The organism is Microcella humidisoli, assembly GCF_024362325.1.
Taxonomy (GTDB): domain Bacteria; phylum Actinomycetota; class Actinomycetes; order Actinomycetales; family Microbacteriaceae; genus Microcella; species Microcella humidisoli.
Genome location: NZ_CP101497.1, coordinates 2,161,956 through 2,183,088 on the forward strand (window position 1 = coordinate 2,161,956; position 21,133 = coordinate 2,183,088).

The following is a 21,133-nucleotide window of genomic DNA, read 5'->3' on the forward strand; positions in this document are numbered from 1 at the left end:
TGAGGGACCGGGCCTCGAGTCGAAGGACTCGGGAAACGATTCCTCGGACCGCGGTCTGACCGACTAGAAAGCGCCCGCGCTCTGGAGACAGAGCAGGGGCCGTCGGCAGGAGCGGTACCGACCGTATGTTGAGAACTACACAGTGGACGCGAGCATCTTAGAACTGAGGTCGCAAGACCTCGGATCTACGATCAAAAGTCTCGAAAGAGACATAGATCATTGGTCGCAGCGAAGGGCTTTCGAGCTCGGCGCTGCCGATCGATTCAAACTCATGTAGTCAAGTTTCTAAGAGCAAACGGTGGATGCCTTGGCATCTGGAGCCGAAGAAGGACGTAGCAATCTGCGATAAGCCTCGGGGAGCTGATAAGCGAGCTTTGAGCCGAGGATTTCCGAATGGGGAAACCCCGCTGGGCGTACTTGTGCGACCTAGTGACTCCCGCCTGAATATATAGGGCGGGTAGAGGGAACGTGGGGAAGTGAAACATCTCAGTACCCACAGGAAGAGAAAACAACCGTGATTCCGTTAGTAGTGGCGAGCGAAACCGGAAGAGGCTAAACCGAGCATGTGTGATAGCCGGCAGGCGTTGCATGTTCGGGGTTGCGGGACTCACCAGCAGATCTGCCGATCTGCAAGGGTTACAGCGCGATATAGACGAATGGTCTTGAAAGGCCAGTCACAGAGGGTGCCAACCCCGTAGTCGAAATGTCGTAATGGCCCGGAGAGTATCCCAAGTAGCACGGGGCCCGAGAAATCCCGTGTGAATCTGTCAGGACCACCTGATAAGCCTAAATACTCCCAGATGACCGATAGCGGACAAGTACCGTGAGGGAAAGGTGAAAAGTACCCCGGGAGGGGAGTGAAATAGTACCTGAAACCGTTTGCTTACAAACCGTCGGAGCAGCCCTAGTAGCTGTGACGGCGTGCCTTTTGAAGAATGAGCCTGCGAGTTAGCGATATGTGGCGAGGTTAACCCGAGAGGGGTAGCCGTAGCGAAAGCGAGTCTGAATAGGGCGATTCAGTCGCATGTCCTAGACCCGAAGCGAAGTGATCTATCCATGGCCAGGTTGAAGCGACGGTAAGACGTCGTGGAGGACCGAACCCACTTAGGTTGAAAACTGAGGGGATGAGCTGTGGATAGGGGTGAAAGGCCAATCAAACTTCGTGATAGCTGGTTCTCTCCGAAATGCATTTAGGTGCAGCGTTGCGTGTTTCTTGCCGGAGGTAGAGCTACTGGATGGCCGATGGGCCCCAAAAGGTTACTGACGTCAGCCAAACTCCGAATGCCGGTAAGTGAGAGCGCAGCAGTGAGACGGTGGGGGATAAGCTTCATCGTCGAGAGGGAAACAACCCAGACTACCGACTAAGGTCCCTAAGCGTGTGCTAAGTGGGAAAGGATGTGGAGTTGCACAGACAACCAGGAGGTTGGCTTAGAAGCAGCCACCCTTGAAAGAGTGCGTAATAGCTCACTGGTCAAGTGATTCCGCGCCGACAATGTAACGGGGCTCAAGCACACCACCGAAGTCGTAGGATTCGCATATTTGGTAGGCCTTCGTGGTCCAGCCGTGCGGATCGGTAGGAGAGCGTCGTGTGGCCAGCGAAGCGGCGGTGTGAACCAGCCGTGGAGGCCACACGAGTGAGAATGCAGGCATGAGTAGCGAAAGACGGGTGAGAAACCCGTCCTCCGAAAGACCAAGGGTTCCAGGGCCAGGTTAATCCGCCCTGGGTAAGTCGGGACCTAAGGCGAGGCCGACAGGCGTAGTCGATGGACAACGGGTTGATATTCCCGTACTGACGAAAAACCGCCCAAGTCAATCCAGTAATGCTAAGAGTCCGAATACCGGTGACCGATCCCTTCGGGGAGGAGCTCCGGGGCTAGCACTCGACCCTATGCTGGTGCGGCTAGCGTATTAACAGGTGTGACGCAGGAAGGTAGCTGAGCCGGGCGATGGTAGTCCCGGTGTAAGGACGTAGGGCGAGAGATAGGCAAATCCGTCTCTCACATAGCCTGAGATCCGATGCGTACCCCTCACGGGGGAAATCAGTGATCCTATGCTGCCGAGAAAAGCATCGACGCGAGGTTTTAGTCACCCGTACCCCAAACCGACTCAGGTGGTCAGGTAGAGAATACCAAGGAGATCGAGAGAATCGTGGTTAAGGAACTCGGCAAAATGCCCCCGTAACTTCGGGAGAAGGGGGGCCGGATGTGTGAAGGGACTTGCTCCCGGAGCATTGAAGGCCGCAGAGACCAGTGGGAAGCGACTGTTTACTAAAAACACAGGTCCGTGCTAAGTCGCAAGACGATGTATACGGACTGACGCCTGCCCGGTGCTGGAAGGTTAAGAGGAGCGGTTAGCGCAAGCGAAGCTGCGAATTTAAGCCCCAGTAAACGGCGGTGGTAACTATAACCATCCTAAGGTAGCGAAATTCCTTGTCGGGTAAGTTCCGACCTGCACGAATGGCGTAACGACTTCCCAGCTGTCTCAACCGCGAACTCGGCGAAATTGCACTACGAGTAAAGATGCTCGTTACGCGCAGCAGGACGGAAAGACCCCGTGACCTTTACTACAGCTTGGTATTGGTGTTCGGTGTGGCTTGTGTAGGATAGGTGGGAGACTGTGAAGCTGGCACGCTAGTGTCGGTGGAGTCGTTGTTGAAATACCACTCTGGTCACTCTGGATATCTAACTTCGGACCGTAATCCGGTTCAGGGACAGTGCCTGGTGGGTAGTTTAACTGGGGCGGTTGCCTCCCAAAAAGTAACGGAGGCGCCCAAAGGTTCCCTCAACCTGGTTGGCAATCAGGTGTCGAGTGTAAGTGCACAAGGGAGCTTGACTGTGAGACTGACAGGTCGAGCAGGGACGAAAGTCGGGACTAGTGATCCGGCAGTGGCTTGTGGAAGCGCTGTCGCTCAACGGATAAAAGGTACCTCGGGGATAACAGGCTGATCTTGCCCAAGAGTCCATATCGACGGCATGGTTTGGCACCTCGATGTCGGCTCGTCGCATCCTGGGGCTGGAGTAGGTCCCAAGGGTTGGGCTGTTCGCCCATTAAAGCGGTACGCGAGCTGGGTTTAGAACGTCGTGAGACAGTTCGGTCCCTATCCGCTGCGCGCGTAGGAAGTTTGAGAGGATCTGACCCTAGTACGAGAGGACCGGGTTGGACGAACCTCTGGTGTGTCAGTTGTTCCGCCAGGAGCACCGCTGATTAGCTACGTTCGGGATGGATAACCGCTGAAAGCATCTAAGCGGGAAGCCGGCCTCAAGATGAGACTTCCATGCCTTCGGGCGAGAGGCTCCCAGCCAGATTACTGGGTTGATAGGCAGGATGTGGAAGAGGGGACTAAAGACCCTTGCAGCTGACCTGTACTAATAAGCCGATAACTTGACAACACCTCTTCTGAGGAATGAGATTTGTGTTGCTCGCGTCCACTTTGTGGTTCTCGATTTACGGTCGAGAACTACGCACAGACTCAACACTGTGAGAACAGTGCTTGGCTTGTCTGTCCGTAAACGATTGATAAATCAATAGTGTTTCGGCGGCCATAGCGAAGGGGAAACGCCCGGTTACATTCCGAACCCGGAAGCTAAGACCTTCTGCGCCGATGGTACTGCGAGGGCGACCTCGTGGGAGAGTAGGACACCGCCGGACTTCTTTGTGAGATGGCCACCCAGCAATGGGTGGCCATTTCGCGTTAACGCAGTACTTTCTTGAGCACGAGGAGTCACCATGGCCGAACGGCCCGATCGCCCCCCGCGCGACGACCGCGCCCCGCGCAGCGGAGGGTCGCAGCGCGACGGCGCGCCCCGCCGGGATGGTGCTCCGAAGCGGGATGGTGCGCCGAAGCGTGATGGTGCGCCTCGGCGGGATGGTGCTCCGAAGCGGGATGGTGCGCCGAAGCGTGATGGTGCGCCGAAGCGTGATGGTGCGCCGAAGCGGGATGGTGCTCCCCGGCGTGACGGTGCGCCGAAGCGTGACGGCGGCGCGAAGCGCGAGGGCACGGGGTACCGCGGTCCCCGCCCCGACGGCGCGGGTCGCCCCGAGCGACCCAACCGGCCCGAGGGCGACAACGATCGTCCGCGCCACGATGACCCGGTCATCCCGGAGACCGTGACGGGCGCCGAGCTCGACCGCATCGCCCGCAACGAGTTGAAGACACTCGCGAAGGAGAACGCCGATCGGGTGGCGCAGCATCTCGTGATGGCGGGCACGCTCATCGACGAGGATCCCGCGCTCGCACACCGGCACGCGCAGGCCGCTGCTCGTCGTGCGGGGCGCATCGCCCTCACGCGCGAGACGCTCGCGATCACGGCGTATGCGACCGGAGACTTCGCACTCGCCCTGCGTGAGCTGCGCACCTACCGCCGAATCTCGGGCTCCAACGAGCAGCTGCCCCTCATGGTCGACTGCGAGCGCGGACTCGGGCGACCCGAGAAGGCCCTCGAGCTCGGACGCTCGGTCGACCGCCGCACGTTGAGCGTGCCGACGCGCGTCGAGCTCGCGATCGCGATGTCGGGCGCGCGGCTCGACCTCGGGCAGACCGAGGCGGCGCTCACCGAGCTCGAGATCCCGCAGCTCGACCCCTCGACGGCGTTCAGCTACAGCCCCGCGCTCTTCGATGCCTACGCCATCGTGCTCGACGAGCTCGGGCGCACCGACGATGCCGAGACCTGGGCGCGTCGTGCCGACGTGGCGGCCGAGGCGCTCGCCTCGGCCGGAGCTGACGACGGCGACGAGACGATCGAGATCATCGAACTCGACGATGAGGACGGCAACGCGGGCGGCGACAGTGGTCGATAGCTCGTCGAACCCGACCCCCCTCACGGGGCGTGATGCGCTGCTGCTCGACCTCGACGGCGTCGTCTACGCCGGACCGGGCGCGATCCCGCACGCCGTCGAGAGCATCACGCGAGCAGCTCGCGCGCTGCGCGTCGGCTACATCACCAACAACGCGTCGCGCACCGACGAGTCGGTCGCGGCGCACCTGCGCGAGTTCGGTCTCGCGGTGGAGGCCGCCGACGTCGTCACGAGCCCGCAGGCCGCGGTCCGCATCCTGGCGACGCTCGTCGACCCCGGCGCGCTCGTGCTCGTCGTGGGCGGTGACGGGCTCGTGAGCGAGGTCGAGGCAGCCGGCTTCCGCGTGACGCGCTCGGCGGAGGACCAGCCCGCGGCGGTCATCCAGGGATTCGCCCCGCATGTCGGGTGGGAGCACCTGGCTGAAGCGTCGTTCGCGCTGCACACGGGTATTCCGTGGGTCGCGACGAACACCGACTGGACGATCCCGGTCGCGCGCGGCATCGCGCCCGGCAACGGCACGCTCGTCTCGGCCGTGCATCTCGCCGTCGGCCGCCTGCCGGTCTTCGCCGGCAAACCCGAGACGGCGATCTTCGAGGTGGCGCGCGAGCGCTTCGGCGCCGAGAACCCCCTCGTGGTCGGCGATCGCCTCGACACCGACATCATGGGCGGCAAGCGCGCGGGGCTCGCGACGGCGCTCGTGCTGACGGGCATCGACCGAGCCAAGCAGGTGCTCGCCGCGCCGCCCACGATGCAGCCCGACTACATCCTCGGCGACCTGCGCGAGCTCTTCGAGCCGTACCCGACCATCACGATCGAGACGGATGCCGACGGCGTGCGCACGGCAGAAGTCGGGCAGGCGGTCGTGCGCATGAAGCAGCATGTTGTGCGCGTCGCGCGCGCGGGCGCCGATCCGCTCGACCTGCTGCGCGCGGCGGCCGCGGTGATCTACGCCTCGGGGCTGCAGATCTACGGCCTCGATGTCGACGAGCAGCTCATGCAGCTCGCGGTATCGTCGTGAGCATGACCGACGGCGAGTTCGCTCCCGAGCCCGACGAGGCGCTGCTCTCGCGGCTCGCGCTCATCGACGAGCGTCCGCTCGAGAGCCGCGCCGCGGCCTACCGGCAGCTGCACGACGAGCTGCGGCAGCAGCTCGAGGCCGCCGACGGCGACAGCGCCCGCCCCGCGTGATGCCGCTCGCGCCCGAGCCGGGGAATCCCGCGCCGAGCGCGCGGGAGGAGCGCGCGGGTGCTGCGCCGCTGCGGCGCCTCGACCTCGAGCTCGTGGAGCGCGGCCTTGCACGCTCGCGCACCGCAGCCCGCGCGGCCATCGAGGCCGGGCGCGTGAGTGTCGGGGGGCGCGCGATCGTGAAGCCCGCGCATCCCGTGGCCGAGACCGCGGCGATCGATGTCGACGGCGACGACCGCTACGTCAGCCGCGCGGCGCTCAAGCTCGTCGCCGCCCTCGACGCGAGCGGCATCGATGCGCGGGGGATGCTCGCGCTCGATCTCGGCGCCTCGACGGGCGGCTTCACCCAGGTGCTGCTCGAGCGCGGCGCCCGGCAGGTCATCGCGCTCGATGTCGGGCACGGACAGCTCGCGCCCGAGCTGCGCGCCGATCCCCGCGTGGTGGTCGTCGAAGGCGAGAACGCGCGCACGCTCAGCGCCGAGCGGCTCAGCGCCGTCAGCGGGATTGCCGAGCGCCCCGACCTCGTCGTGGGTGACCTCAGCTTCATCTCCCTCACGCTCGTGCTGCCGGCGATCGTGGCCACCGTCGGCGCCGGGGTGCCGGTCGTGCTGCTGATCAAGCCGCAGTTCGAGGCGGGTCGGCAGGGTATCCGCGAAGGCATCGTGCGCGATGCCGCCGTGCGCGAGGACGCGATCATGGCGGTGCTGTGGGCGGCGGGCGATGTCGGGCTGCACGCGAGCGATCTGCTCTCCTCCCCGATCGTGGGCACGGGGGGCAACCACGAGTATCTCGTCGTCTTCCGGCCGGGTGTCGGGGTGCATCCGACAGAATGGAGGGCGCGCGCCGCCGAGCTGGCGCTCGCGCACGTTCCCGACAGCAGGCAGAAGGGGTCATCGTGACCGACCGCCGCATTCTCGTGGTCGCCCACACCGGGCGGCCCGAGTCGTTGAGCGCCGCCGTCGATGTCGTGCGCTTGCTGCGGTCGGCGGGGGTGCTGCCCGTGGTCGACGCCGAGTCGCGCGACGACCTTGTCGAGGCGACCGGCGAGGGCGAGCTGCTCGTGCTCGGGCAGACCGCCGAGGTGGGTGAGCTCGAGCTCGTGATCGTGCTCGGCGGCGACGGCACCATTCTGCGCGCGGCCGAGCTCGCCCGTGGCGGGTCGGCGCCCCTGCTCGGCATCAATCTCGGGCACGTGGGCTTCCTCGCCGAGAGCGAGCGCGACGACCTCGCCTCGGCGGTCGGCCGGGCCCTCGAGCGCGACTACCTCGTCGAAGAGCGCATGACCCTCGCCGTGCGGGTCAAGCTCGGCGCCGAGGTCATCTACGAGACGTGGGCGCTCAACGAGGCGACGGTCGAGAAGGCGAGCCGCGAGCGCATGCTCGAGGTCGTGATCGAGGTCGACGGCCGCCCGCTGTCGAGCTTCGGCTGCGACGGCGTCGTCATGTCGACACCGACCGGATCGACCGCCTACGCCTTCTCGGCGGGCGGCCCGATCGTGTGGCCGAGCCTCGACGCTCTGCTGCTCGTGCCGCTCAGCGCGCACGCCCTCTTCGCGCGCCCGCTCGTCGTCGGCCCCAACAGCTCGCTCGCGGTCGAGGTGCTCGACCGCACGCAGGGTGTCGGCGTGCTGTGGTGCGACGGCCGTCGCGCCGTCGACCTGCCGCGCGGTGCACGCGTCGTCGCGCGCCGATCGCCGACGCCCGTGCGGCTCGCCCGCCTGCATCCCGGCCCGTTCACCGACCGGCTGGTCAACAAGTTCGCCCTGCCGGTGCACGGCTGGCGGGGCCCCATCGACGAGGAGGGCCGCGGCGCGTGATCGAGGAGATCTCCATCCGTCATCTCGGGGTCATCGGCGAGGCGCGCCTGCCGCTCGGGCCGGGCTTCACCGCGCTCACGGGTGAGACGGGCGCGGGCAAGACCATGGTCGTCACGGCGCTCGGCCTGCTGCTCGGCGACCGCGCCGACACCGGGGCGATCCGCTCGGGCTCGGGCCAGGCGCTCGTCGAAGGCCACTGGCACGTCGACGAGCACGGCGCGGTGGCCGAGCGCGTGCGCGACGCCGGAGGAGACCTCGATGGCGGTGCGCTCATCCTCAGCCGCTCGATTTCGCAGGAGGGCCGCTCGCGCGCGGTCGTCGGCGGGCGTTCGACGCCCGTCGGCGTGCTCAACGAGATCGGCCAGCAGCTCGTCGTTGTGCACGGGCAGAGCGACCAGATCCGCCTCAAGTCGGCGACGGCGCAGCGCGAGGCGCTCGACCGCTTCGCCGGCCCCGAGCTCGCGAGCGTGCTCGGCGACTACCAGGAGGTCTTCCGGCGCTGGAACGACGCCCAGGCCGAGCTCGACGTGCTCGTCGCCGAGCGCGACCGCCGCGCGCGTGAGGCGGAGGACTTGCGCCTCGCGATGACCGAGATCGAGGCTGCCGCCCCGCGTCGGGGGGAGGACGTCGAGCTCGCCGAGCGCGCCGACCGCCTCACCAACATCGAAGACCTGCGGCTCGCCGCCGCACAGGCCCATGAACTCATCTCGAGCGAGAGCCTCGATGAGGCGCGGGATGCCCTCTCGCTGCTCGACAGCGCGCGACGCACGATCGACCGCGTGTCGGGGCACGACCCCGAGCTCGTGCCGATCGCCGAGGCCATCGCCAATGCGGGTTTCGTCGTGGGCGAGCTCGCCACGCAGCTCTCGTCCTACCTCGCCTCGCTCGACAGCGACGGTGGGCGCGAGCTCGAGACCGTGCAAGAGCGGCGGGCCGAGCTCGCCGTGCTCATGCGCAAGTACGGCCCCTCGCTCGACGAGGTCATCGACTACCTCGACTCGGGCAGCGGTCGGCTCATGGAGCTCGACCACGACACCGACCGCATCGAGTCGCTGCGCGCTGAGGTCGACGCCGATCGAGCCCGCGTCATGATGCTCGCCGACCGGCTGAGCGACCTGCGGCGCGTGGCGGGCATCCGTCTGTCGGAGCGCGTGACGGGCGAGCTCGCCGCGCTCGCGATGGGCTCGGCGCGCATCACGGTCGAGGTCACCCATCGCGAGGAGTACACGGCGAGCGGCCGTGATGTCGTCGCCATCCTGCTGCAGCCGCACCCGGGCGCCGAGCCGCGCCCGCTCGGCCGTGGTGCGTCGGGCGGCGAGCTCTCGCGGGTCATGCTCGCGCTCGAGGTCGTCATCGCGGCGACCGACCCCGTGCCGACGTTCATCTTCGACGAGGTGGATGCCGGCGTCGGCGGTGCGAGCGCCATCGAGATCGGGCGGCGCCTGGCGCGCCTCGCGCAGACCGCTCAGGTCATCGTCGTCACGCACCTCGCGCAGGTCGCCGCGTTCGCGACGAACCACTTGCGCGTCGTGAAAGACAGCGACGGGCACGTGACCGCATCGAGCGTGCAGCAGCTGCAGGGCGATGAGCGCATCGCCGAGATGGCGCGGCTGCTGAGCGGCCTGCCCGACAGCGAGTCGGGCCTGACGCACGCGCGCGAGCTCATCGAGACGGCGCGCGAGCTCGTCGGCTGACCGGGAACGCGCGCCCCGATCGGCTGAGGCGACCGCGGACGAGCGCCGCGTCGGCGACGCGTGCCTGAGGCTCGTCGCCGGGGCGCTCAGTCGCCGATCGGGATGCTGGTCTGCTGCGCGGAGCCGTCGCGCTCCTCGAACCGCACCGCCAGGGTCACCGCCCCCGAGCCGACGCCGTCGGGCACGCCGAGCACGTGCGTCGTGGGTCCGAAGTCGGCGGTGCACACCCGCCCGGCCGGCAGCGGCCCGAAGACGAGCGACAGCTGGGCCTCATCGACGAGGGTGAGGGAGGTGGCCGGCGGCGGGCAGCTCGAGCTTCCCCACGTGATGACCCGCAACGATTGCCGCTCGGGCCCCCAGAACGCGAGCGGCTCGCCGCTCTCGAGCGCGTCGGGCGGCAGCGTGATGTCATCCGGCGCACCGCGCAGCGTCTGCACGGCGATCGTCGCCGGTTCAGTCCAGGGCCAGAGCTCTGCCGTGCTCAGGGTGGGGTCGGCGGCGCCGAAGGCGTCGAGAAAACGCGTGATCTCAGCGGTGTACGGGCCATCACCCTGCCCCCACCCCTCGGGGGTGGGGAGCATGTGGGTACGCGGCGCGAGGTCGTCGGTGCAGGCATACGCGGCTCCTTGCCGCAGCTCGATACCGACGGTTGCGTCGTCGAGCACCGTGACCGCGGTGGCGATGAAGGGGCACGCCGAGCTGCCGTAGCTCACGATCGTGATCGTCGCGCGATCGTCGGCGAGCCAGCCGATCGGCTCGCCGCGCCATCCCTCGTCCCAGAAAGGCTCGGCGATCGGCGCATCGGCGGGGAACCCCTGCTGCTCGGTGAGCGCAACCGAGACGGGCGCGCCGCTGAGGCCCGCGCATCCACCCAGCACGACGGCCACGATCGCGACCGCGGCGATGCCGGATGCCCGGCGCAGCATCCTCAGACCCGATCGGGGCGCGCGCACGCTCATGGCCGCCACTGTACGCTCACGGCGTTGCGCGCGTCGAGACCGAGCGGGCCTCGCGTCGGATACGATAGAACCCCGTGGCGGACACTTCAGATTCTGGTTCAACCGGTCGTATCACCAAGCACATCTTCGTGACCGGAGGTGTCGTCTCGTCTCTGGGCAAGGGCCTCACCGCCGCGAGCCTCGGCAACCTGCTGACCGCGCGCGGGTTGCGCGTCGTCATGCAGAAGCTCGACCCGTACCTCAACGTCGACCCGGGCACCATGAACCCGTTCCAGCACGGCGAGGTCTTCGTGACCGACGACGGCGCCGAGACCGACCTCGACATCGGGCACTACGAGCGCTTTCTCGACATCAACCTCGACCAGGCCGCCAACGTCACGACCGGACAGATCTACTCGCAGGTGATCGCGCGCGAGCGCCGCGGCGAGTACCTCGGCGACACCGTGCAGGTGATTCCGCACATCACTGACGAGATCAAGCGCCGCATGCGGCTGCAGGCGCAAGACGAGCAGCAGCCCGACGTGATCATCACCGAGATCGGCGGCACGGTCGGCGACATCGAGTCGCAGCCGTTCATCGAGGCCGCGCGCCAGGTGCGCCACGAGCTCAGCCGCCGCAACGTCTTCTTCGTGCACGTGAGCCTCGTGCCGTTCATGGGCGCGAGCGGCGAGCAGAAGACCAAGCCGACGCAGCACTCGGTCGCGGCGCTGCGGTCGATCGGTATTCAGCCCGACGCCCTCGTGCTGCGCAGCGACCGGCCCGTCTCGAGCGCTAACCGCCGCAAGATCGCGCTCATGTGCGACGTCGACGAGGCCGCCGTCGTCAACGCGGTGGATGTTCCCTCGATCTACGACATCCCCTCGATGCTGCACAGCCAGGGCCTCGACAGCTACATCATGGACCAGCTCGACCTGCACGCCGGCGAGGTGCAGTGGGATCGTTGGAAAGACCTGCTCACGGCCGTGCACGAGCCCAAGCGCGAGGTCACGATCGGCCTCGTGGGCAAGTACATCGACCTGCCCGACGCCTACCTGAGCGTGACCGAGGCCCTGCGCGCCGGCGGCTTCGCCCACCAGGCGAAGGTGCTCATCCGCTGGATCGCGAGCGACGAGTGCGAGACGCCCGAGGGCGCGGCCAAGAACCTGGCCGACCTCGACGGCATCTGCGTGCCGGGCGGCTTCGGCGTGCGCGGTATCGAGGGCAAGCTCGGCGCTCTGCGCTTCGCGCGCGAGAACCGCATCCCCGTGCTCGGCCTGTGCCTCGGGCTGCAGTGCATGGTCATCGAGTACGCGCGCGACGTCGCGGGCCTGCCCACAGCATCCAGCACCGAGTTCGACCCGGAGACCGAGTTCCCCGTCATCGCGACGATGGCCGAGCAGGTCGACATCATCGCCGGGGGCGACCTCGGCGGCACGATGCGCCTCGGGCTGTACGAAGCGTCGCTCGCGCCCGGATCGATCGTCGAAGAGCTCTACGGCGCGCCCGTCTCGCACGAGCGCCACCGACACCGGTACGAGGTGAACAACGCCTACCGCGAGCAGATCGCGGCGGCCGGCCTCGTCTTCTCGGGCACGAGCCCCGACGGCACGCTCGTCGAATACGTCGAGCTGCCGCGCGACGTGCACCCGTTCTACGTGGCCACGCAGGCGCACCCCGAGCTGCGGTCGCGGCCGACGAACGCGCACCCGCTGTTCCGCGGGCTCGTGGATGCGGCGATCGAGCGCCAGCGCGCCTCGAAGCTGTTCGACGACGAGACCGGCGAGGTCGAGATGGTCGCCGCTGCGGTTTCCGGCACTGAGGCGGGCTCGCCCGAGTGAGCGAGGCGGCTGCGGGGCTCGACGACGCTGACCGTCTCGCCGACGAGGCCTTCGGGGTCGAGGTGCTGCAGAGCGACGTGGCCTTTGCGGGCGTCGTGTGGGACATCCGGCGCGAGCGCTTCGCCTACGGCGAGAGCGCCCTCACGCGCGAGTTCATGGAGCACCCCGGTGCGGTGGCCGTGCTGGCCGTGGACGCCGATGATCGTGTGCTCAGCATCCAGCAGTACCGGCACCCCATCCAGATGCGCAACTGGGAGCTGCCCGCGGGCCTGCTCGACGTCGAGGGCGAGCCGCCGCTCGAGGCCGCCCAGCGCGAGCTGGCCGAAGAGGCCGACCTCGTCGCCGCCGACTGGCAGCCGCTCATCACCCTGCACACCTCGCCGGGCGGGTCGGATGAGGTGATCCACGTCTTCCGCGCGACGGGGCTGTCGGCGTCGCCCGCGCCCTTCGACCGCGGGGCGGAGGAGGCCGACATCGTGCTGCGCTGGGTCGCGCTCGACGAGGCGGTGGATGCCGTGCTCGCCGGTCGCGTGCACAACGGCATCTTCATGGCCGCCGTGCTGGCCGAGCACGCGCGGCGCTCGCGGGGCTGAGCCGTGGCGGCACTCGAGCGCGCAGCGCCCACGGTGCTCGAGCGCGAGGTCGACCGGTACCTCCGGCACATCGCGCTCGAGCGCGGTCGCTCGGTCAACACGGTCGCTGCCTATCGCCGCGACCTCGCGCGGTACCTCGATCATCTCGCCGCGCGCGGCATCGAGGAGGTGCAGGCGATCGGGGAGGCCGACGTGGCGGCGTTCGTCGCCGCTGTGCGCGAGCCCGGGCCGTCGGTCGAAGGAGAGCGCGCCACCGGAGTGAGCGCCTCGAGCGCCGCGCGCATGCTGTCGAGCGTGCGCGGGTGGCACCGGTTCCTCGCCGAGGAGGGGATCGTCGACCGCGACGTCGCCGCGCAGCAGCGCCCGCCGAAGCAGCCGAAGCGCCTGCCGAAGGCGATCACGATCGACGAGGTCGAGCGCCTGCTCGACGCGTGCGCCGGTGACGACCCGATCGCGCTGCGCGATCGAGCCCTGCTCGAGCTGCTCTACGCCACGGGCGCGCGGGTGAGCGAGGCCGTCGATCTGGCCGTTGACGATGTCATGAGCGGCGACGGCGCGGCCGCGGGCGACACCGCGAGCGTGCGGGTCGGCGACGCCGTGCGGCTGTTCGGCAAGGGCCGCAAGCAGCGCATCGTGCCGCTCGGGCGGTTCGCGCGCGAAGCGCTCGAGGCCTACCTCGTCCGGGCTCGGCCGATGCTCGCGACCCAGGGTGCCGCGACACCCGCGCTCTTCCTCGGGGCCCGCGGGGCGCGGCTCTCGCGGCAGAGCGTCTGGCTGATCATTCGGGATGCCGCCGCGCGCGCATCCCTCACCGCCGACCTCTCACCGCACACCCTGCGGCACTCGTTCGCGACCCACCTGCTCGAAGGCGGCGCCGACGTGCGCGTCGTGCAAGAGTTGCTGGGCCACGCGAGCGTCGCGACGACCCAGCTCTACACGCTCGTGACGGCGGATGCCGTGCGCGAGGCCTGGGCGACCGCCCACCCCCGCGCGCTCTGACGCGGGACGGCGCGGATCACTCGGCCGTCGCCGTCTGCGCCGAGATCTCACCCGTCGGGGACCAGGAGATGAGAATCGTGCGGCCCTCGCGCTCGAACTCGAGCAGCATGCCGCGGCTGCCGATGTCGGCGAACGCGACGCAGCGGCTCTCGCGCTGCACGCCGTCGGCGACGACGGCGAGGCAGGCGACGCGCTCGAGCGCATCGGGAGCCCCACCACTCTCGCCCTGCTCGAGGGGGCGCATGGGCACCGCGGTGTAGGCGGCGACCCACTCGGTCTGCGACGTCACCGTGGGCCCGCCGACCTCGGACGTGTCATTCACCAGCGTCGGCACCGGAAAGATGTGGCGCAGCTGCTCGACGGCCAGGCCCGTCTGCTCGACGAGCAGTTGCTCGGTGAGGTAGCGCAGGTCGTCAGCGGTCTCGGGAAGGTCGAGGAAGACGCCCTCGATTCCCGGATCCATGGCACGCCGCTGCGCTTCGGTGATGAGCACGTCGAGCTGCGCGCGGCCGCGCGGACCCCGGTCGACGTCGTATTGGCCCCCGATCCCGTAGAGCGTCATCGAGGCACCGGCGGCGTCGAACTCGCCGCGATCGAGGCACTGCCGGTCGGCGATGACCGGCGACTGGGCCGCGCGGTCGAACTCGGCGATCGCGAGGCAGATCTGATCGCGCTCGGGCTGCCCGGGGTCATCCCGCATCGAGCCGTACGCGAGCACGGTGCCGTACTCGATCGTTCCGAGCACGCGAGGGCCGGCCGAGACGCTCTGGCCTTGCCGCAGCAGCAGCGTCAGGTACTCGCGCTCTTCGGTCGAGTCCTCGCGCTCGAAGACCGCGAGCGAGCTCGAAGTCGTCAGTGCGGGGGCGAGCAGGGGAGGCAGCGCGATGCCCGCGACGAGCGCGAGGCCGAGCAGACCGGCTGCGGCGACGACGAGGAGGCGTCGGGGTGTGCGGGGAGCGTCGTCCGACACCTGCTGCTCGGCCTCCGGGGCCTGACCATCGACGACCGGGCCTGCAGCCGCCGCGGAACGCCGGTCGGTGTCGAGCGGACGCGTGTCGAGGGGACGCGTGACGAGCGGCGTGACCACCTCGGGCGATGAGGCCGCACGGAGGCCGGCAGTACGCCGGTCGAGCTCTGCCGCCGCCCGCCGCGCCCGCTCGGTCTCGCTCGCGTCGCCCAGGCGCCCGTAGGCCCAGCGGGCGAGCTGGGCGTCGTCGACGGTCGAGAGATCCTCGCTCATGTCGTCAGTCAACCACGCGGGGTCACGAACCGGGGGACTCCTCGACCCGCGATGTCACGAGTCGGGGGTCTCCTCGATGCGCACGGCATCGCTCGGGCTCCACTCGACGAGCACCGTGCTGCCGGCCGTGCGGGCTTGCGCAATGAGCCCCTCGCGCTCGAAGGCCTCGGCCACCGCGCACGTCACGCTGCCGTCGGTCGCTGCGCTGTCGATGCCGCCGCGCGCGACGAGATGCACGCAGTAGGTCCAGCGGCCCGAGCCCGCGGCGGCGACGAGCGCCCCGACGGCGTCCCAGCGGTCGGTGCGGGCGAGCAGGCGCAGGACGAGCCGGTCGTCCGGGTACTGCGCCCGCAGCAGCGCGGCGTACTCGCGATCGTCGGCGCTCGGGTCGGCGCTCGCGTCGGCGCCGGGGTCACCGTTCAGCAGTCGCGCCGCGGCGGCGGAGCGCGGTGGGTCGACAGCGTCGCTGCGCGCGGGCAGCACCGACAGGTCGGGCGGTCCGCTCGGGCCCCAGCGCACCACGATCGTGCGCAGCGCACCGTCGAGGGGGGCGAGCACCCCCTCACGCGCGAAGTCGTCGCGCTCGACGCACCGTGGTGGCCCGAGGGCGTGCGCATCGTCCAGCAGCACGCACACCTCATTGCGGGGCTGCTCGGCGCCCGAGCCGACGATGAAGCGGTAGGCGATGACGGCGGCGCCGTCCCGCTCGGCGATCACGCGCGGGTCGACGCTGAGCCGCAGGCCCTCACGCCGCAACTGCTCACCGAGGGCGACCTCCGCGGGCGTCGCAGCGCGGGCGAAGACGTCGAGCGACGAGGCCGTGTCGGGGTCGCTCGCGAGCAGGGGTGCGACGCTCGTGGCCGCGATGACGAGGGCGGCGATCCCGCTCACGACGAGGGCCGCACGGGGTCGCCGACGGCCGAGCGTCCCGGGCGCGACCGGTGCGGGGGCGCCGGGTGCTCGGTCTCCGCGCTGCAGCAGCGGAGCATCCGGACTCACGTCGCCACTGCGCGTCGGCAGGTCGGCCGTGCGACGGGCGAGCTCGGCGGCCGCGGCCGCGGCGCGCGCCTGCTCGGCGGGGGAGTCGGCTCGCGCGAACGCCAAGCGCTCGAGCTCGCCGTCGAAGAGATTGCGAACGACGTGGTCGAGCGCGGCGCGGTCGACGGCGACAGGGTCGAGCGCGGCGCGGTCGATGGCGGCAGGGTCGAGCGCGGCGCGGTCGATGGCGGCATGGTCGAGCGCGGCGCGGTCGACGGCGGCGCGGTCGTGCGCGGCATCGTCGTCGGGCGAGGTCGGCACGGGCCCAGTCAACACCCGCCGTCGCTCACATGCGAGGGAGTCAGCCGGCGTCGCGTGCCACGAGCCGCACGATTCCTTCGGCGCTCACTCGCACATCGACGATCTGGTCGCCGTCGACGAAGCTCAATTGCAGTCCGTCGCGCTCGGCGAACGATTGCGGCGCGCACACGGCGTCGAAGGGTGGCTCTTCGCGCTCGGCCATGAGGCACAGGCGCTGGCCGTCGTCGATGTCGGCCGCGGTCGCCTGGTACATCAGCACGCGCGTCGTCGTGGTCTCGCCGACGACGACGGGGCCCGCCGTGAGCTCGTCACCCGTCTGCGCGATCTCCTCGAACACGACGATGCGGCGCACGAGCTGCTCGGTGACGATGAGATCCAGGATGCTCGGTGCGGCCGCCTCGGGCGCGTCGAGGGAGGCGGCGGGTTCGGTATCGGGCGGCCACCGCACCTGCACGACCCCGTCGAGGGTCGCGAACGTGGCACGCAGCCCGGAGTCGGCAAACTGCTCGGCGTCGACGCACAGCCAGTCGAGCACGACCCGCTCGCGAATGATGGCGGTGCAGACGCTCGCGATGACGGTCGCGCCGTCGAAGGAGGGGCTCTCCGACGTGAAGCCCACGACGTCGAGGGGGTCGAAGCGATCGATGATGCGGGCTCCGCTGGGGGTGCGGAACGAGGCGCGCACGAGATCGATCGTGTGCTGCTGCTCGAGCGCGCTCGGCGCCTGCTCGAGCAGGGTGAGGGCGGCGGGCTCACCGCCCGGCGCCCGCACGATCGAGTCGACGGCTGCTCCGCCAGCCACGAGCACGAGGAGGGCGGCGACGGCCGCGATCGGGCGGCGATACCACGGGCGCACGCGGCTCGGCGCGTCGCCCGTCGAGGCGGAGGCGGTCGGGGAACCGTCGGCTGTGTCGCTCGCTGCGCCGCGTGCTGCGTCGTGTGCTGCGTTGCGTCGCCGTTCGAGCGCGGCGGCCTCGGCCGCGCGTCGTCGTGCGAGCTCATCGGCCGCCGCCGCGGCGCGCAGCTCGTCGAGCGGCGTCCCGGTGCGGCCGTAGGCACGCCGCGCGAGTTCGGCGTCGCTGAGCTCGCGCTCGAGCCCAAGCGCCGGCTCGCGCGAGGCGCCCGGCTGCGCACCGTCGATCATGGCCTCGAGTCAAGCACGCCGCGGTGGGAGTGCGGCGCGAGCACCCTACTCAGCCGTTTCCGACTCAGCGGTACGAGTCGAGCGTGATCGCGATGGCCTCGTCGATCGGGGTGGCGCGAACGCCGAGCTCGGTGCTGATCGCGCTGCTGTCGACGACGAAATCCTCCTCGAACTCGTAGGCCATCTCGACGACCTCGCGAATGGTGCGGTCGCGCAGGCCGAGCAGGCGGAAGATCCAGGTCGGCGTACCCGCGATCTTGCCGGTCGTCCCCGCCAGGCGGAAGGCCGTGTGCACCATCTGCCGCGAGGTCTGCGGCTGCGGGTCGTTGGGTAGGTGCCAGATGCGCCCGATCGCGCGCGGGTCGGTGCCGAGCACGGCAAGACCTTCGCCGATGTCGGGGATGAACGTGTACGAGTGCACGCGATCGGGCGAGCCGTAGAGTCGCGCCGTGCCGCCCGCGAGCACCGCGGGAAAGACGAGGTCGCCCATCGGCGAGGCCATGCCGCCCCCGGGGCCGTAGTAGTCCGAGGCGCGCCCGGTCGTCACGCGCACGCGTCCGCTCTCGTGCGCGAGCCGCAACTGCTCGGCCATGCCGTTGCGCAGGCGCCCCTTGCGGGTGTGGGCGTTGAGCGGCGACTGCTCGGTGAGCGGTGCGCCATCGGGCCGGCCGTAGCCGTACACGTTCTCCATGCTCACGAGCAGTGCCTCGTTCGCCTCCGCGGCCGCGAGCACGCCGTTCTGCAGGGCCGGGAAGAGCTCGATCCACTCGTGGTACTCGGGGTTGAGGCACTGGTAGACGACGGATGCTCCGGCCGCGGCCTGGCGAGCGAACGCGGCGTCGCGCGCATCGCCCGCGAGCACCTCGACTCCAGCGGGGGCCTCGCCACCGGGATACCGGCCCGAGCGGTTGACCATGCGCACCGGCAGGTCTCGGCGGCGCAGGGATTCCATGGTCGCGCGCGCGACCGGTCCGGTTCCGAAGATGACGTGGAGGTCGGTCATGGGGGAGTCCCTATCGTTGTACGGCGTACAGAGTTGCGAACAGTCGATACTGTACAGTGTGCAGTAATCGATCTCAAGCACGCCGAACTAGGAGGAGCCCATGGCGGCACCCGGCCCCGCTCGTCGGCTCAGCGAGCGCATCGTGCTCGATGCGGCCTTCGGGGTGGTGCGCGATCACGGCTTCACGGCTCTGTCGATCCGCCGCGTCGCGGCGGTGCTCGGCGTCACGCCCAACGCGCTGTACACCTACGTGCCTGATCGTGCGGGACTGCTGCGCGGCATGGTCGAGCGAGTCATGAGTGCTGTCGATCTCGGCACCCTGGCGATCGCCACGCTCTCGCCCGCGGAGCGCCTCGTGGAGTTCGCGGTCGCCATGCGGCGCACGCTGCTCGGGCATCCGGGAGGCGCCGCCCTCATCATGACCGGCCCTATCGATGGGCCCCACGCCTTGCTGCTCAACGAGGCGCTGCTGCGCACGCTCACCGAGACCGGGCTGACGCTCGACGACGCCGCGCGCGGTGCGTACGCGCTGCAGGTGCACGTGCTCGGTACCGTCATGCTCGAAGCCGCCGACGGCGGAGACGGCGACCCCGCGCGCGAAGAGGCGCTCGCCATCGAGCGCCGTGCCGCGCTCGAGCGTGTCGACGCGAGCGGCGTGCCCCTCACCGCGCAGACGGCCGACATCGTCGCGCGCTACAACACGACGGCCCAGTTCCGCTGGAGCGTGCGACGGCTCGTTGACGGGATGCTCGTCGCGGGCTGACCCGCGCGGGCGCTCGTGCCCGCTCGCGCTCGGAGCGCCGCCCGGCGCGAGCCCGCCCGGTCACTAGACTGGACCGTTATGAGCGGCGACAACGACAGCGGAGCGGAGCTCGCGGGCTTCGACGAGCTCATGCCCGGCCCGACCGGTCGACCGCTGCGCGATTTTCCCGAGCCGACGAAGCTGAGCAGCCACGGCCCGGCCCGCATCATCGCCCTGTGCAACCAGAAGGGTGGCGTCGGCAAGACGACGACCACGATCAGCCTCGGGGCGGCGCTCGCCGACTACGGCCGCAAAGTGCTCGTCATCGACTTCGATCCCCAGGGCGCGCTCTCGGCGGGACTCGGCATGCAGAGCCACGATGTGCCGACCGTCTACGACTTGCTGCTGGGGCGCGAGAAGGATGCGCGGAAGGCCGTGCAGGCCACCGCGACGAAGAACCTGCACCTCATTCCCGCGAACATCGACCTGAGCGCGGCCGAGGTGCACCTCGTCAACGAGGTCGCGCGCGAGCAGATCCTCGCCCGCGTGCTCGCCCCCATCCGCGACGACTACGACGTCATCCTCATCGACTGCCAGCCGAGCCTCGGCCTGCTGACCGTCAACGCGCTCACCGCGGCGCACGGCGTGCTGATTCCGCTCGAGTGCGAGTACTTCGCGCTCCGCGGCGTCGCCCTGCTCGTCGAGACGATCGACAAGGTGCGCGACCGCCTGAACCCCGCCGTGCAGCTCGACGGCATCCTCGCGACCATGTACGACGCCCGCACCCTGCACAGCCGCGAGGTGCTCGAGCGCGTCGTCGAGGTCTTCGGCGAGAAGGTGCTCGAGACGGTCATCGGTCGCACGGTCAAGTTCCCCGACGCCTCGGTCGCCGGTGCGCCCATCACGAGCTTCGCGCCCGACCACCCCGCCGCGGCCGCCTATCGCCAGCTGGCCCGAGAGCTGATCGCGCGTGGCCAGGTCGCCTGAGTCGGCGGCCGGTTCGGCGGGGGCGGCGGGCGCTGCGGGCGCGGCGACGATCGAGGCGGATGCTCCTGCCGCCGGTTTCCGCGTCACCCTCGACGACTTCGACGGCCCCTTCGATCTGCTGCTGAGCCTCATCACCAAGCGCGAGCTCGACATCACCGAGGTGAGCCTCTCGGTCGTGACCGACGAGTTCCTGTCGTACTTGCGGGCGATGGAGAACGACGGCACGGTCGACGCCCTCGACCAGGCGAGCGAGTTCCTCGTCGTCGCCGTCACGCTGCTCGATCTGAAGATCGCGAGCCTGCTGCCGCAGGGCGAGCTTGTCGACGCGGAAGACGTCGCGCTGCTCGAAGCCCGCGACCTGCTCTTCGCTCGCCTGCTGCAGTACCGCGCGTTCAAGGAGGTCTCGGCCTGGTTCGCGCGAAGCATGGCGGAGGAGGGCGATCGGCACGTGCGCTCGGTGCGCCTCGAAGACCAGTACCGCGAGACGACGCCGGAGCTGAAGTGGACGCTGAGCCTCGACGACTTCGCGGCCCTTGCGCTGCTCGCGCTCACGCCGAAAGAGATCCCGGTCGTCGGGCTCGACCACCTGCACGCGCCGCTCGTGTCGATCCGCGAGCAGGCCGCGCACGTCGTCGCCCTGCTGCGGCGGGAAGAAACCGTGACCTTCCGCCAGCTCATCGCCGGTGCCGATGCGAAGGGCGTCATCGTCGCGCGCTTCCTCGCCCTGCTCGAGCTGTACCGGCACGCGGCCGTCGGTTTCGAGCAGCTCGAACCGCTCGGCGAGCTGACGGTGCGGTGGACGGCCGAGAACTGGACGGACGAGAACCTCGTGAACCTGGGGAACGACTATGGCCAGTGAGG

The 21,133-nt window shown here is 69.2% G+C and carries 17 protein-coding genes and 2 rRNA genes; 14 read left to right on the forward strand and 5 right to left on the reverse strand.

What is annotated here, in order from left to right; translation table 11 throughout:
• Window positions 1-275: 275 nt before the first annotated feature.
• The 8 genes from NNL39_RS10525 to recN all read left to right on the forward strand — a co-directional run bounded on the left by NNL39_RS10525 (window position 276) and on the right by recN (window position 9,489).
• A 23S ribosomal RNA gene (locus tag NNL39_RS10525) occupies window positions 276-3,389 on the forward strand.
• A gap of 142 nt (window positions 3,390-3,531) precedes the next feature.
• Window positions 3,532-3,648 (forward strand): 5S ribosomal RNA (gene rrf, locus NNL39_RS10530).
• A gap of 78 nt (window positions 3,649-3,726) precedes the next feature.
• Window positions 3,727-4,797, forward strand: coding sequence for a hypothetical protein (locus NNL39_RS10535; RefSeq protein WP_255159238.1), 1,071 nt, complete (start codon window positions 3,727-3,729; stop codon window positions 4,795-4,797).
• Window positions 4,760-5,812, forward strand: coding sequence for an HAD-IIA family hydrolase (locus NNL39_RS10540; protein ID WP_407665116.1), 1,053 nt, complete (start codon window positions 4,760-4,762; stop codon window positions 5,810-5,812). The genes NNL39_RS10535 and NNL39_RS10540 overlap by 38 nt, the downstream gene beginning before the upstream one ends.
• A 2-nt stretch (window positions 5,813-5,814) precedes the next feature.
• Complete coding sequence (locus NNL39_RS10545; RefSeq protein WP_255159240.1) at window positions 5,815-5,982, forward strand: hypothetical protein; 168 nt, start codon at window positions 5,815-5,817, stop codon at window positions 5,980-5,982.
• Window positions 5,982-6,878 (forward strand): TlyA family RNA methyltransferase, encoded by an 897-nt coding sequence (locus tag NNL39_RS10550; protein WP_255160933.1) that lies wholly within the window; start codon window positions 5,982-5,984, stop codon window positions 6,876-6,878. Before NNL39_RS10545 ends, NNL39_RS10550 begins: the two co-directional genes overlap by 1 nt.
• Window positions 6,875-7,795, forward strand: a complete 921-nt coding sequence (locus tag NNL39_RS10555) for an NAD kinase (protein WP_407665117.1) — start codon at window positions 6,875-6,877, stop codon at window positions 7,793-7,795. Before NNL39_RS10550 ends, NNL39_RS10555 begins: the two co-directional genes overlap by 4 nt.
• A complete protein-coding gene (recN, locus tag NNL39_RS10560; protein ID WP_255159241.1) occupies window positions 7,792-9,489 on the forward strand; it encodes a DNA repair protein RecN in 1,698 nt (565 codons plus the stop codon). Before NNL39_RS10555 ends, recN begins: the two co-directional genes overlap by 4 nt.
• Window positions 9,490-9,575: 86 nt before the next feature.
• On the opposite strand, the gene NNL39_RS10565 is transcribed toward recN, so the two are convergent.
• Window positions 9,576-10,448, reverse strand: coding sequence for a hypothetical protein (locus tag NNL39_RS10565; protein WP_255159242.1), 873 nt, complete (start codon window positions 10,446-10,448; stop codon window positions 9,576-9,578).
• Window positions 10,449-10,522: 74 nt separating this feature from the next.
• Between NNL39_RS10565 and NNL39_RS10570 the strand changes: the two genes are divergently transcribed.
• From NNL39_RS10570 to xerD, 3 genes are read left to right on the forward strand one after another with little or no spacing between them, the layout of a single operon-like run.
• Window positions 10,523-12,265 (forward strand): CTP synthase, encoded by a 1,743-nt coding sequence (locus tag NNL39_RS10570; protein WP_407665118.1) that lies wholly within the window; start codon window positions 10,523-10,525, stop codon window positions 12,263-12,265.
• Window positions 12,262-12,858: an NUDIX domain-containing protein gene (locus NNL39_RS10575; protein ID WP_255159243.1), complete on the forward strand. Its 597-nt coding sequence runs from the start codon at window positions 12,262-12,264 to the stop codon at window positions 12,856-12,858. Before NNL39_RS10570 ends, NNL39_RS10575 begins: the two co-directional genes overlap by 4 nt.
• A 3-nt stretch (window positions 12,859-12,861) precedes the next feature.
• Window positions 12,862-13,857, forward strand: coding sequence for a site-specific tyrosine recombinase XerD (xerD, locus tag NNL39_RS10580; protein WP_255159244.1), 996 nt, complete (start codon window positions 12,862-12,864; stop codon window positions 13,855-13,857).
• A gap of 16 nt (window positions 13,858-13,873) precedes the next feature.
• Here xerD and NNL39_RS10585 read toward each other — a convergent pair whose 3' ends face one another.
• The 4 genes from NNL39_RS10585 to NNL39_RS10600 form a co-directional block, all read right to left on the reverse strand.
• A complete protein-coding gene (locus NNL39_RS10585) occupies window positions 13,874-15,097 on the reverse strand; it encodes a hypothetical protein (RefSeq protein WP_255159245.1) in 1,224 nt (407 codons plus the stop codon).
• A 54-nt stretch (window positions 15,098-15,151) separates the two neighbouring features.
• Window positions 15,152-16,396 carry a hypothetical protein gene (locus NNL39_RS10590; protein ID WP_255159246.1) on the reverse strand — a complete coding sequence of 415 codons (1,245 nt, stop codon included), beginning with the start codon at window positions 16,394-16,396 and terminating at the stop codon, window positions 15,152-15,154.
• A gap of 40 nt (window positions 16,397-16,436) precedes the next feature.
• Window positions 16,437-17,540 (reverse strand): hypothetical protein, encoded by a 1,104-nt coding sequence (locus NNL39_RS10595; RefSeq protein WP_255159247.1) that lies wholly within the window; start codon window positions 17,538-17,540, stop codon window positions 16,437-16,439.
• 64 nt (window positions 17,541-17,604) lie between these two features.
• Window positions 17,605-18,543 (reverse strand): Rossmann-fold NAD(P)-binding domain-containing protein, encoded by a 939-nt coding sequence (locus NNL39_RS10600; protein ID WP_255159248.1) that lies wholly within the window; start codon window positions 18,541-18,543, stop codon window positions 17,605-17,607.
• A gap of 100 nt (window positions 18,544-18,643) precedes the next feature.
• Here NNL39_RS10600 and NNL39_RS10605 point away from each other — a divergent pair, with 100 nt between their 5' ends.
• The 3 genes from NNL39_RS10605 to NNL39_RS10615 all read left to right on the forward strand — a co-directional run bounded on the left by NNL39_RS10605 (window position 18,644) and on the right by NNL39_RS10615 (window position 21,131).
• Window positions 18,644-19,306 carry a TetR/AcrR family transcriptional regulator gene (locus NNL39_RS10605; RefSeq protein WP_255159249.1) on the forward strand — a complete coding sequence of 221 codons (663 nt, stop codon included), beginning with the start codon at window positions 18,644-18,646 and terminating at the stop codon, window positions 19,304-19,306.
• A gap of 78 nt (window positions 19,307-19,384) precedes the next feature.
• Window positions 19,385-20,272 (forward strand): ParA family protein, encoded by an 888-nt coding sequence (locus NNL39_RS10610; protein ID WP_255159250.1) that lies wholly within the window; start codon window positions 19,385-19,387, stop codon window positions 20,270-20,272.
• Window positions 20,256-21,131: a segregation and condensation protein A gene (locus NNL39_RS10615; protein WP_407665119.1), complete on the forward strand. Its 876-nt coding sequence runs from the start codon at window positions 20,256-20,258 to the stop codon at window positions 21,129-21,131. The genes NNL39_RS10610 and NNL39_RS10615 overlap by 17 nt, the downstream gene beginning before the upstream one ends.
• The last annotated feature ends 2 nt before the right edge of the window (window positions 21,132-21,133 follow it).

Coding starts and splice junctions, on each gene's coding strand:
- NNL39_RS10535 (WP_255159238.1), top strand. CDS start 3,727: ATGGCCGAACGGCCCGATCGCCCCCCGCGCGACGACCGCGCCCCGCGC.
- NNL39_RS10540 (WP_407665116.1), top strand. CDS start 4,760: ATGAGGACGGCAACGCGGGCGGCGACAGTGGTCGATAGCTCGTCGAAC.
- NNL39_RS10545 (WP_255159240.1), top strand. CDS start 5,815: ATGACCGACGGCGAGTTCGCTCCCGAGCCCGACGAGGCGCTGCTCTCG.
- NNL39_RS10550 (WP_255160933.1), top strand. CDS start 5,982: ATGCCGCTCGCGCCCGAGCCGGGGAATCCCGCGCCGAGCGCGCGGGAG.
- NNL39_RS10565 (WP_255159242.1), bottom strand. CDS start 10,448: ATGAGCGTGCGCGCGCCCCGATCGGGTCTGAGGATGCTGCGCCGGGCA.
- NNL39_RS10585 (WP_255159245.1), bottom strand. CDS start 15,097: ATGAGCGAGGATCTCTCGACCGTCGACGACGCCCAGCTCGCCCGCTGG.
- NNL39_RS10595 (WP_255159247.1), bottom strand. CDS start 17,540: ATGATCGACGGTGCGCAGCCGGGCGCCTCGCGCGAGCCGGCGCTTGGG.
- NNL39_RS10600 (WP_255159248.1), bottom strand. CDS start 18,543: ATGACCGACCTCCACGTCATCTTCGGAACCGGACCGGTCGCGCGCGCG.
- NNL39_RS10605 (WP_255159249.1), top strand. CDS start 18,644: ATGGCGGCACCCGGCCCCGCTCGTCGGCTCAGCGAGCGCATCGTGCTC.
- NNL39_RS10610 (WP_255159250.1), top strand. CDS start 19,385: ATGAGCGGCGACAACGACAGCGGAGCGGAGCTCGCGGGCTTCGACGAG.